The organism is Rickettsiella endosymbiont of Rhagonycha lignosa, assembly GCF_964031165.1.
In the GTDB taxonomy this organism is placed as follows: Bacteria; Pseudomonadota; Gammaproteobacteria; order Diplorickettsiales; family Diplorickettsiaceae; genus Aquirickettsiella.
On sequence record NZ_OZ035011.1, the window covers coordinates 1,414,189 to 1,425,745 of the forward strand.

General features: G+C 33.0%; 10 protein-coding genes and 2 tRNA genes. 2 read left to right on the forward strand and 10 right to left on the reverse strand.

What is annotated here, in order from left to right:
* Positions 1–87 precede the first annotated feature (87 nt).
* From hemW to AAHI99_RS06300, 5 genes are read right to left on the reverse strand one after another with little or no spacing between them, the layout of a single operon-like run.
* Positions 88–1,233, reverse strand: a complete 1,146-nt coding sequence (gene hemW / locus AAHI99_RS06280) for a radical SAM family heme chaperone HemW (RefSeq protein WP_342227428.1) — start codon at positions 1,231–1,233, stop codon at positions 88–90.
* 7 nt (positions 1,234–1,240) lie between these two features.
* On the reverse strand, positions 1,241–1,999 hold the full coding sequence (locus AAHI99_RS06285) for a class I SAM-dependent methyltransferase (protein WP_342227429.1): 759 nt from the start codon (positions 1,997–1,999) through the stop codon (positions 1,241–1,243).
* 32 nt (positions 2,000–2,031) lie between these two features.
* Complete coding sequence (gene ligD / locus AAHI99_RS06290; protein ID WP_342227430.1) at positions 2,032–2,949, reverse strand: non-homologous end-joining DNA ligase; 918 nt, start codon at positions 2,947–2,949, stop codon at positions 2,032–2,034.
* 9 nt (positions 2,950–2,958) lie between these two features.
* Complete coding sequence (gene ligD, locus AAHI99_RS06295) at positions 2,959–4,521, reverse strand: non-homologous end-joining DNA ligase (RefSeq protein WP_342227431.1); 1,563 nt, start codon at positions 4,519–4,521, stop codon at positions 2,959–2,961.
* Positions 4,522–4,527: 6 nt separating this feature from the next.
* Positions 4,528–5,343 carry a Ku protein gene (locus AAHI99_RS06300; RefSeq protein ID WP_342227432.1) on the reverse strand — a complete coding sequence of 272 codons (816 nt, stop codon included), beginning with the start codon at positions 5,341–5,343 and terminating at the stop codon, positions 4,528–4,530.
* A gap of 429 nt (positions 5,344–5,772) precedes the next feature.
* Here AAHI99_RS06300 and AAHI99_RS06305 point away from each other — a divergent pair, with 429 nt between their 5' ends.
* Positions 5,773–6,888, forward strand: a complete 1,116-nt coding sequence (locus AAHI99_RS06305) for a hypothetical protein (RefSeq protein WP_342227433.1) — start codon at positions 5,773–5,775, stop codon at positions 6,886–6,888.
* Between the two features lie 322 nt (positions 6,889–7,210).
* Here the strand turns inward: AAHI99_RS06305 and AAHI99_RS06310 are convergent.
* Positions 7,211–7,287 (reverse strand) — tRNA-Arg (locus AAHI99_RS06310).
* Between the two features lie 119 nt (positions 7,288–7,406).
* On the opposite strand from AAHI99_RS06310, the gene AAHI99_RS06315 reads away from it, so the two are divergent.
* A complete protein-coding gene (locus AAHI99_RS06315; protein ID WP_342227434.1) occupies positions 7,407–7,580 on the forward strand; it encodes a transposase in 174 nt (57 codons plus the stop codon).
* Positions 7,581–7,602: 22 nt separating this feature from the next.
* Here the strand turns inward: AAHI99_RS06315 and AAHI99_RS06320 are convergent, their stop codons facing one another.
* The 4 genes from AAHI99_RS06320 to AAHI99_RS06335 form a co-directional block, all read right to left on the reverse strand.
* The gene (locus AAHI99_RS06320; RefSeq protein WP_342227435.1) at positions 7,603–9,039 is read right to left on the reverse strand and encodes a serine/threonine-protein kinase; all 1,437 of its coding nucleotides are present in this window, start codon (positions 9,037–9,039) and stop codon (positions 7,603–7,605) included.
* Positions 9,040–9,752: 713 nt separating this feature from the next.
* Positions 9,753–9,842, reverse strand: a tRNA-Ser gene (locus tag AAHI99_RS06325).
* A gap of 52 nt (positions 9,843–9,894) precedes the next feature.
* Positions 9,895–10,113, reverse strand: a complete 219-nt coding sequence (gene csrA, locus AAHI99_RS06330; RefSeq protein WP_342227436.1) for a carbon storage regulator CsrA — start codon at positions 10,111–10,113, stop codon at positions 9,895–9,897.
* A gap of 197 nt (positions 10,114–10,310) precedes the next feature.
* Positions 10,311–11,534, reverse strand: coding sequence for an aspartate kinase (locus AAHI99_RS06335; RefSeq protein WP_342227437.1), 1,224 nt, complete (start codon positions 11,532–11,534; stop codon positions 10,311–10,313).
* Between the last annotated feature and the right edge of the window lie 23 nt (positions 11,535–11,557).

Genomic DNA, 11,557 nt, shown 5'->3' on the forward strand with positions numbered 1-11,557 from the left:
GTAAGCAACCGGAATGTATTTAAGAACCATGAAGGAGTGCAAATTGAGTGACAACACAGACAAAAATGTAAACCCAAAGAGTAAAGTTTAATCATTCATAAACATAGCAAGCAAATCATTATAAAACCGTTTACCAAATTCTGTCGTTTCCATTTCAAACCCATCATAATTCAGCAAACCTTGTTGCTGCGCTTTGTGTAAAATAGGTTGAATAGTTGATAAAGATAATCCTGTTCGCTGCTGAAATAATTCTACTGGAATTTTTTGATACAGTCTTAATGCATTTATCATAAATTCGAAAGGCAATTCTTCAGGTAAAATAAATTTTTCTTCAGCTAAAAAAAGATTTTTTTGTGCTAAATATGCTTTTGGATTCTTTTGCTTCCAAACACGCCTTATAGTCCTTTTTTTGTTATCAGTTATTTTACTGTGCGCGCCTGCCCCAATGCCTATATAATCACCAAACTGCCAATAATTAAGATTGTGTAAGCAATTGTATCTATCTTTACTGAAAGCAGAAATTTCATAGTGCTTATATGCTTTTTGTTTAAAAATTTCTTCTCCTCGATCCTGTAATTCTCCCATCGTTTCTTCTAGTGGTAATTGCGGTGGTCTTTGATAAAATCGAGTATTCGGTTCAATAGTCAACTGATACCAAGAAATATGCGTCGGCTCCAACGAAAAAGCAATCTGCAAATCCTCCAGACCTTCTATTACAGTCTGGTTCGGCAAACCATGCATCAGATCGAGATTGATATTGGTAAATCCTGCTGTTTTAGCTGCTGAGACGGCTTTAATCGCTTCATTTCCATCATGAATACGACCAAGGATTTTCAATTTTTCAGTAGAAAAACTTTGTATGCCTAATGAAAGTCGATTAATACCTGCTTCACGATAACCATAAAAACGTTGATATTCTACGGTACCCGGATTGGCTTCCAAGGTAATTTCGATAGCATCAGAAAATTCTAAACGTTGGGCTAGTTCTACCAGCAAATACTTAAGCGTAGCGGGTGAAAATAAACTGGGAGTACCTCCACCCATAAAAATACTGGTGATCGGTCGATCGTGCAGATTATCGAGATCTTGCTCTACATCTAAAAGCAACATGTTTACATAATTTATTTCTGGCAAATCAGTTAGTAAAGTATGGGAATTAAAATCACAATAAGGACATTTTCGTATACACCAAGGGAAATGAATATATAGAGACAAAGGTGGTAGTGTTAACATACATACTTTAGATATGGGAAAAATATAAATTTGTCTTATATAAAAATTCAATTATTCCATTTTTTTCATGTTTTAAAAAAATATTATTTAATTGTTCTATCATAGCCTTATATTTTGCATGCTCAGGCCCTGGAATAAATGACATGGATAGTAATCTGCCTTGAAATCCTTCCCAATCAAATTGCTGAACGTTTCTAAATGATGCAGTTTTTATAGTATGGCCCTTAAAAAAACTATCCATAGCCACTTTATCTAATTTTTTAGCATTAGAACTAGCATAATCATTGCCATACTTTAACAATAAACTTTCATAATCGCATATAAGCGGAGATTGGACATCTCGAACATTCCAGACCAACACTACCCAGGCCTTAGGTTTGGCAATTCGTTTAAATTCTCGTTTGGTTTTTTCCATATCAAACCAGTGAAAAGCAGTGCCAACAGTTATAAAATCAACACTCGCATTCTCTAAATGAGTTGCTTCAGCTGTACCGAAAATTGAGTGAAATTGAGAATATTGTGCTAAATAATCCTCTCCCGCTTCTCTCATTGCTTGATTAGGTTCAACACCGTACACTTTATTGCCATAAGCGAGAAATAATTTAGCCAGAAATCCCGTACCAGAACCTATATCTGCAATGACACTTTTTTTGTTTAAATCACATTTACTCACGAGCAAATCCAGTATTTCTATCGGATAAGAAGGTCGATATTTAAGATAATGTGGTACCGTCTTAGTAAAAGGTTCAATAAATTTATCCGCCATTTAGAAGTTTCCAATATTGGTTTTTTTCTAAATTATATCATTGGTAAGCTTAATTTTTGCTTTATTATAAAAAAGTCTTTCCAAGGATCATGTTTGAGCTTAGCTAATCGTTGCGGCAAGTTTTTCACCGTAAAAGTGTCGGATTTAATTCGTGTAGTTAATTCATTCCAATTTAAAGGGGTGGCCACGGCTGCATTCGCTCTAATGCGAGTTGAATACGGGGCAATACTGCTGGCGCCGCGTTGATTTCGCAGGTAATCAACAAAAATCTTCCCTTTACGCTTGGCTTTACTCATATTTGCAACCAATAACTGAGGATTCTGCATTACCAAATATTGCGTAAATGTATGGGCAAAAACTTTTACTTTGTCCCAACTATACAGCCGTTTAATGGGAATAACCACATGCAATCCTTTACTTCCGGTCGTTTTAACAAAACTCTTCAAGTTAATCTTCTGCAAATTATCTTTGACAAAAAAAGCGGCTTCAATAAGCTTTTTCCATTCGGTATCCAATCCAGGATCAAGATCGAAGGTAATAAAATCAGGTTTTTCTATTTTATCAATTTGACTTGCCCAAGGATGAATTTCCAAAACACCTAGTTGTATCAATGCCATTAAACCAAGTTTATTTTTAATATAAAGATACGGTTCTGACTTATTCGTTTTATCTGTCAAAGTTATAGCATACAGATTTTCTGTTTCAGTGTTTAAATGCCTTTGATAAAAACATTTTTTCTTTTCACCATTAGGACAACGCAGTAATGTTAATGGTCGTTGCAAAATATAAGGTAGTATCCATTCTGCTATTTGATTGTAATAATTTGCCAAATCTAATTTCGTAATATTTACATCGGGATATAATAATTTATCGGGATGAGATAAATTAAATTTTGTTTTTGGACACTTATTTTTTTTAATCGCTATTTTGTTTCGATTTAATTTACCCATTTTTTAATACTACTCCTTGATAATTTCATTGGGTTTTTTATCATTGCGTATTCCTTTAAAACTAGGATGACGTAAAACCCCCGATTGCGTCCATTCAGTAAATTCTACTTCAACTATTATTTTGGGGAGAACCCAAGTCACTTGACCTAAAGATCGTGGCACAATCTTAAAAGGAGTCTTATTAGTTTTATATTTATTTAACAATTTTCTAATGTTTTTTAAAGAATTTTCGTCAAATCCAGTGCCCACTTTGCCACAATAAAGTAATTGACTTCTCTTGCCGTATATCGCTAATAGTAAGGAGGCAAAATGATGTCGATTTCCATTTCCTGGAGTAAATCCTATAACTAAAAATTCTTGGCGTTTGCTACATTTTATTTTCAGCCAATTTCTATTTCTTCCTGATATATATGGGCTAAATTTATTTTTAGACACAATACCTTCCAGCCCTTTTTTACAGGCTTTTTTAAAAAAAATATCACCATCATTTCCATCGATGTGTTTGCTAATTATTAATTTACTATTATTTAAGGGAATTAATTTCCTTAATATTTTTTTACGATCTTGTAGAGCACAACGGCTTAAATCTTTACCGTAATAATAAATTAAATCAAAAACAACATAACTTAATATGGATTTTCCCTTTTTATTAATAGAATTAGATAATAATTGAAAATCAGGTTGTTTTTTTCGATTTAAAGCAATAACTTCTCCGTCAAGAATCGCAGATTGCAGACTTAGTTTTTTTATTTCTAGTTGCAACTCTTTAAATTTTTCAGTCCAATCTTTTTTATTTCGAGTCAAAAACTTTATTTTTTTATCTTTAATAAAGCAAAGTAAACGATACCCATCAAATTTCACTTCATGTAACCATTCATCTCCGATAGGTGGTTTTTTAACCAATGTGGCTAATTCCGGATAAATAGAATTAGGCATAGATTTTTTTTTGGCTTTGCCTAGTTCAGCATTTTTTGAAATTTTAGTTAATTTAGATTTTTTAGGTAAATCTACTTGGAATTTTTTGGCTATTCCTTGCAAGGATTGTCGGCTAAAGACGCTATTAGGTTTAGCTAGCGTAATATCATATTGCTGTTCGGATCGCGCATATTTATCATTTACTTTAATAAGCAACCAATTTTTTGGATTATTTTTGATTTGAACTAAATTCCAAGCTCCCTTTAATTTTTTACCTTTTACAATAAAACTTAAATGACCTTTTTTATAAGCAAAATTTGCATCAGCATTTTCACATACCCATGTACCTACATCCCACAACATCACCGTGCCGCCACCATATTCGCCTTTGGGAATGATTCCTTCAAATTTAGCATATTCAATAGGATGATCTTCTACATGTACCGCTAAACGCTTAATTGAACTATCTAAACTAGGTCCTTTGGGTATCGCCCAACTTTTTAAAACGCCATTTAATTCCAAACGGAGATCGTAATGCAAATGACTGGCAGCATGTTTTTGGATAATATAAATTAATTGCTTGTTTGTTTTAATACTGCCATACGGTTCTGTACTATGCTTAAAATTCCTTTTTTTACGATACTTTTGTAAAGACATAACCACCTAGGACCGTCGCTTTTTTGATGCCTGTTGTTTATTTCTTTCTAAACTTTTTTTCAATAAATCCACAAAATCGATGACATTACTTTTCTTAAGCTTGGTTGAAGTTTTTTTGGAAGAACCTTTTTTATGATGAATCTTAGCTTCTACCCATTTAGTTAAAGTTTCTCTAAATACATCGTGATAATCTTTAGGATTCCACTTTGTAGTCATTCCATTAACCAGTTGTTTAGCGATCTCTATTTCTTTTGCTGAAATTTTATAAGCCTTCACATTGGTTGAAGGAAATTCATAATCTGAAACTTTTCTAAGTTCCTGATGATATCTAAGCAGATTAAGCACTAATGCATTTTCATAGGGCATAAGCGCTGCTAGATATTCGCGGGTATGAATGATAACTTTAGAAATTCCAACCTTTTTAGTATCTTTTAAAATTTCGCGCAATAAAACATAAGCTTTTTCACCCTTCTTATCTGGAACTAAATAATAAGGTCTTTCGTAATCCATGGTATTTATGCTATTTTTGTTAACAAAAGTAACAATATCTATAGTCTTAGAATGCTCACCTGAAATAGCTTTAATATCAGATTGCTTTAATATTAAGTAATTATTATCATCATATTCATATCCCTTAGCGATATCCGTCCAAGGCACTTCTTCACCAGTATGCTCATTGATTCGTACATAGCGAATTCGCGCTTTATCACGGCTATCGATTAATTTAAATTGTATATCAAATTTTTTTTCGGCTGGATATAAAATAACCGGTATGTTTACTAAACCAAACGTAATATATCCTTTCCAAATAGGCCTTGCCATTTAAGTCGTCCTTTATTTCAAGTTAAAAAATCTTTTACATTATATATCTAGCATATATTTAGTAATTTGAACTTCAAACTGACTAATTTTTAAACAACTTAAATCTAGCGCTACTTTGTTTGAGGAATAAATTTAATATTTAAATAATTTGTATTTATAATTACTATAATAATAATCAAAAAAATATATGTTATTCATAACCATTGGCTTATAAATTTCAAGATAAAACCCCTTTCAGATTGATAACGTGTTATCATCGGTCGCTAAAGGATATTAATATCCCTGATGTTAAATCCAGTCACCCAGTGTTCCCGGCAGAAACCTCCTAACCGTCCAGATAAGATACTAAACCAACACGTGAACTGACTCGCTTGCTGTTTCGCCAGGCTGATATTGGCATTACACATTTTTAAAAACAAGGAAGTATTTATGTATAAAAAGTATAATCTCTTCGCAAGTTTGAGACGTAATTCGATTAAGCATATCCAACACAACTTGAGCAGAGTTAAAATTTCTCTCCAAGAAAAAAATGGACAATTGCAAAAAATTAAAGATGAAGACTTACCGGCTCTGAATAAATGCTTAAGATATCTCTTTAAAAATAATTGTTTATCAAAGGACAACTTTGAAAAATTAGTTGTTGAGTCGCAAAGAAATAATCTATCCATGAAATTTAAATCCTTAATCATTGAGGAGTTGAGCAACAAAAATATATTAAATCAACATAATTTTGATCTTATTTTTAATCATCCAATTATAGTCGACAAGCTAAAATGGACTCGTCAATATATTTGGAAAACTTTGATTCAAACTTTATTGAAAAATAAAAATTTGATTACACAAGATAATTTAAATAGAATTTTTCTACATAAAGATTTCAAAACTCTAATTAAAGTTTTAAATATTTTTTCTCCGGGAGGTAAAGATGGATATAACGTAATAACTCAAGATTTCCTAAATAAAATTACTTCCCAAAAACATTTAGTAAGGTTTAACTATCTACTAAGATATATTCCAAATTCAATTTGGCAGCAAGGTGGCCAGCGCTTAATTTTCAGTGTCGATGAATTAATTCAGTGTAATAAAAACCTTGGCAACCAAAAAATTGTAACCGCAAATAAACAGCCATGGCTTCACGAAAATATTGATGAAGATTATTTTGATAAAATGCTGACTAAATGTATCACCGCGCCCACTTCAAAAGCGTCAGCAAATATTTTCGTCTCTAACGGTCCAATTCCTATAATATCAAATCTCACACATAATACTTTAGAGATAAATAGAATGGGGGAAATAGCAAATTCATCCGAACATTCTTTAAATCAAACAAACTATAACGAAAACAACCGTTCCAAAGATTCGTTCTTACCCACTACACTGTGGGAAAAAAATGTACTTCTATTGCTAGTCTATGGAATGTTCGTTAAACGCAAAAAGTTACCTTTTTCTAATTCTATTACATCTGTCAACAGCACCAAGGAAGAAAATATGACTATTGTAGAAAAACAGCTAGTTAGAGGAATAGAAAAATATCATATGAGATAAATTATCTGCTCTCGATTTCGAGAAAATTAGCTAATTGATTGATTACAGGTAAGTGCTAAAATCAAATGAGAGGCTCTACTCCACCTAAGAAATAAAGTAATCGCGTAGATTTATCTTAAGTAATTGAAAAAATCAAGATAGTAAGACTAAAATGCTCGTGAAAAATTGTATCGTAAATTTATCAGAATTTAACTTAAGCAAACAAATCCATTCATACTAGGTTAGGTATCGAAAGAAAGTACCTGCAAAACCTGCCATAGCAAGGTTTCACGCTAGGGAAAGCATTGAATATTAAACTAAGTTATTGAAAAAAAAGATATTCTGGTGCGCCCGGAGAGATTCGAACTCCCGACCACCAAGTTCGTAGCCTGGTACTCTATCCAGCTGAGCTACGGGCGCATAATCCCAAAGAGCCCGGCATTTTAACAGTTTATCCTTCATCCAGCTAGTCTCCTGCTTAAGCAATTTAATAGTGGTGAGGGAATTTGTAACAACTCCCAGAGGATAAAGAAACCATTATGACTTTTGCACAACAATTAAACTGCAAGGTCCTACAACAAAGTCCTGAGGAAGGACGGCATGAAGAAACTAAAACCATTGCCAAAAATTTATTAAAGAATAAGATTCCCTTGTCTGTAATTAAATTATCAACGGAGCTATCTGAAAAAGAATTAATGTTAGGAGTCTGTTAATTAAGCTCCAAATTATAAGCCATCAAGTTCTGTATAATAAAGGATCAAAAACCGATCTTTGTTGATTCGTAGAATAAGCATTCGATGATTTTCCCCAAAATAAGCTTTGGATCGTATTTTTTCTTTTTAAGCCAGCCGCATTAGCTACTAAATCATAAAGCTTACTATTTCCTAGACACCCTCTTTCAATAGTATTGTTCCAGCTTATTATTTCATTTTTCAATGCTTGCTCATTGAGAGGATCTTTTAAAACAGTCAATAACGTTTGGATATTATTAATTCTTCGTTGAGAACCGGCTCTATCATTGCTATGGGCTTTATAGGTTTTTTGAACATAAATAAAAATAGCTTTCACAATTGATTGGCGCAAATCGTTCAGTTTATTACTCGCTAATTGATTGTCTATTTCTAAAGATAACTTAAAGGCATTGATTAGTGTTTCACCTAACTGAGAAGTATATGAATTTTTAAAAAATTCTAAAATTTCAATCAATTTAAGTTTCCCATTTAAATCTTGAAATTTATTCAATTCCAAAAAATTATTTAATTGGGGATCTTTTATTCCCGTAGAGTTTTTAGCTTTTTGCTGCAGAGCAATCAACGTTTGATTTAATAAAGAAAATTTTTTAAAAATAGATGCAAAACTTTTATTAAAATTTAAAATAAGTAACAATGGTAATTTTATTCTGACTAATTTTTCATATTGTTGTCTTGAACAAATTTTTTCTACTTTAGTAATAGCCCCTTTGAGAGAAATGCGCTCTTTATAATCAGTTAAAGTCATTTCGTGTATAAGACTGTCCATGATGGGTTCATTAATTGATCCTTGTTTACATATATCAGAAAAAGTTTTACCTAAAGAAAAAATATCGCTTGATTGGCAGCTTTTTTTATCCTTTGCTTCTGGAGCAATATAAGCTGATGCGCCTGAAATTTTTCTATCTTGATCACCTTCCCATTTACAAAAACCAAAATCAATAATATTGACTTGTGGTTTTAAACTTTCCGGTATAAAACTAAGCATAATATTATCAGGTTTAATATCTTCATGAACTAAACCTTGTTGATGTAGATTTTGCAATGCTTCCAGTAAGCTTAATAAAAGAAAAATTTTTCTATTTTTGTTTAACTTATCAATAATTCCATTTACTAATAACTCATCGAGCGTTGCACCTGGCATTTTATGCATAACAATATAATTTACTGTTTTTTCTTGTTTAGAAGGTTCAACCCTCTCAATGACAGGTTTCATATGTAAATAAGGTATATTTACGCCAAATAGAGTTTCATTCTTTGCACATGAATTAATTATCCCAGGACGATCTACCTTAACAACACGTTTTTTATTATTTTCTTTTTTTAATATTTCTATTTGATGGTGTTCATTTAATTTAAGGGTTACACTAACAGGAAACACTTTGCAAAAACCACCCATGTCTAGATGTTTATTATTAAACACTTCATAGCGATAACCTGATTGCTTTATCTTTTTTGATTTTTTAGTAGAATGGCGTTCTCGACAAAGAATAGTCGTGTTTTCTAAATCGACCTGATTTTTCTTTTCATCGATTACTTTAAACTTAAATCCTGTCAAAACCATGCCTGGCTTCATTTTTTTTAATAAATAGACCAGTAATTCCTTTTGGTTTTTAATAGCGGTGGACAAGCTCATTTGATTTTAATTATTTTTATTATGGTATAGCTTGAATATTAAATAATTATTAAAAGTTCCTTTAATGAGCTACCAAAAATAGTATCGTGCTAAGACCTGATTGGAGACTGGAAAAAAATGGGGTAAGGAATTTGTAAGGCAGTGGCGTTTATTCTAACGCAACTTAGTCAATTTAGATAAATTGTAGTGCAACCAAAATATCGAAAGCTGTTGATTATTAATGATTTTTAAAACTAAATACCAAGTTTGTAGCCTGATATTCTATCCAGCTGAGCTACGTGCACAATTCTAAAGAGTCAGGTATTTATCAGTTTATGTTTCATCCAGCTAACCTTGATAGATTGAAATTTACTTATTCATAAGATTGAAAAATTTTCGGTTGATTCAACAAGAGATAAAAACAATGGAATTGAAGTGTTGTGGCAGTGTAAAACTAAACAAATAAAGTAAAATATTAATTTAAATTAGAATTTAGCTAAACCCATCTCAATTAAAAGACATGGCGGAGAGAGAGGGATTCGAACCCTCGATGGTTTTTACGCCATACTCCCTTAGCAGGGGAGCGCCTTCAGCCTCTCGGCCACCTCTCCGACGCTGAGGTTGGCGAGTATAGCACTACCTTAAGTTTTATAAAATAGTTGGTTATTCTTCACTGTCTTCTAACTCACCTTCGTCAGAGTGTCCTTCTTGTTTTTGTTTTTCTTGTTGAATACGCTGATAAATTTCTTCTCGATGAACAGAAACTTCTTTAGGTGCGTTAATACCTAATCTTACTTGATGACCTTTAATGCCCAGTACCGTTACTGTCACATCGTCACCAATAATAAGTGTTTCTGCAATACGCCGTGTCAAAATAAGCATCTTTATGATTCTCCTTTAGTTGACTCATTAATCGACCATATGCAACACCTAAGCAATTTCTATCTATATAACAAAAAAAGATAGAAAAATTCACATACAGACATTTTGCGGAATTAGTCTACTAACAAAACCTTAAGGAAAGCTTAATACTATTTAAAAATACGTAAAATTCCGTAAAAATAAGCTAGCAAAGCTAATTATTCTTCGCCTAAGCCAAAAACATGATGCAAAATCTGAACGCCTCGCACTATCTGGTCATCACTAACCATCAGAGAGACCCTTAGCGCTGAGGATAAAGTTAAAATAGCATTGATACCTACTGATTCCAGTGCTTCAAATAAGGTATGAATGATACCTGGATGAGAATGCAAACCTGTCCCAACCACAGAAAGCTTTGCCAGTTTATTATCGCCCACTATGGATAGCGCAAATTTCTCCTTTACTAAAATTTGAAGTAATTGTTCTGCTTGATGATAATCTGCTCTTGCTAGCGTAAATGTTATATCCATTTGTTTTGGAGAAATTTGTTGTTGGGTTAACATATCAATTTCAATACGCGCATCACTAAGCAAAGAAAAAAAGTGCGACATGGCTTCTTTTTCAGCTGTTAATCCATGAATAGTCAATTTTGCCTCGTGATGACTCGCAGTAACTCCAGTGATTTTTGCTCCTTCTACTGAGGATTCTTCTTTGTCGGCCTGGATTAATGTTCCGTTCCCGTCTTGAGAGCTTGATAAAACACGTAATGGAATACGATATTTACTGGCCAGTTCGACTGCTCGATGTTGCACGACTTTCGCCCCTGCACGGGCAAACTCTGTCATTTCGATGAAACAAATTTGATCTAAGCGTTTCGCCTGGGGAACAAGATGAGGATCGGCCGTGTAGACACCATCAACATCCGTATAAATTTGGCATTCATCGGCTTTTAAGACAGCCGCTAAAGCAGCTGCGGTCGTATCCGAGCCACCCCGTCCTAAAGTCGTCATATCACCAGAATCTGAAATTCCTTGAAAACCAGCAACAATAGGCACTCTTCCTGCGCCGATATCACTTCGTAATACTTCTTCTTTAATACTTAAAATACGCGCTTTTTTATGATGACTATCAGTATAAATTGGGACATGAAAACTATTATAGGATCGTGCTGGACAACCTTGTGCAAGTAAAGCCATCGCTAATAAGGCAGTAGCCGCTTGTTCCCCAGTAGCTAATAATAAATCATACTCTCTCGAATCAGGTTCTTCGTTCAATATTTTAGCTAACGAAATCAAACGATTGGTTTCACCTTCCATCGCAGAAACAACCACCACCAATTGATGTCCTTGTGCGCGAGTTTCAATAATTTTATTTGCAACCTGTTGAATTTTATCGATACTTCCAACCGAGCTGCCGCCAAATTTTTGTACAATTAAAGCCATTGTAATGTTCTATTAATTAATTA

Bases quoted from the DNA above. Each gene is read 5' to 3' on its own strand.
- hemW (WP_342227428.1), bottom strand. From the start codon at position 1,233: ATGTTAACACTACCACCTTTGTCTCTATATATTCATTTCCCTTGGTGT.
- AAHI99_RS06285 (WP_342227429.1), bottom strand. From the start codon at position 1,999: ATGGCGGATAAATTTATTGAACCTTTTACTAAGACGGTACCACATTAT.
- ligD (WP_342227430.1), bottom strand. From the start codon at position 2,949: ATGGGTAAATTAAATCGAAACAAAATAGCGATTAAAAAAAATAAGTGT.
- ligD (WP_342227431.1), bottom strand. From the start codon at position 4,521: ATGTCTTTACAAAAGTATCGTAAAAAAAGGAATTTTAAGCATAGTACA.
- AAHI99_RS06300 (WP_342227432.1), bottom strand. From the start codon at position 5,343: ATGGCAAGGCCTATTTGGAAAGGATATATTACGTTTGGTTTAGTAAAC.
- AAHI99_RS06305 (WP_342227433.1), top strand. From the start codon at position 5,773: ATGTATAAAAAGTATAATCTCTTCGCAAGTTTGAGACGTAATTCGATT.
- AAHI99_RS06315 (WP_342227434.1), top strand. From the start codon at position 7,407: ATGACTTTTGCACAACAATTAAACTGCAAGGTCCTACAACAAAGTCCT.
- csrA (WP_342227436.1), bottom strand. From the start codon at position 10,113: ATGCTTATTTTGACACGGCGTATTGCAGAAACACTTATTATTGGTGAC.
- AAHI99_RS06335 (WP_342227437.1), bottom strand. From the start codon at position 11,534: ATGGCTTTAATTGTACAAAAATTTGGCGGCAGCTCGGTTGGAAGTATC.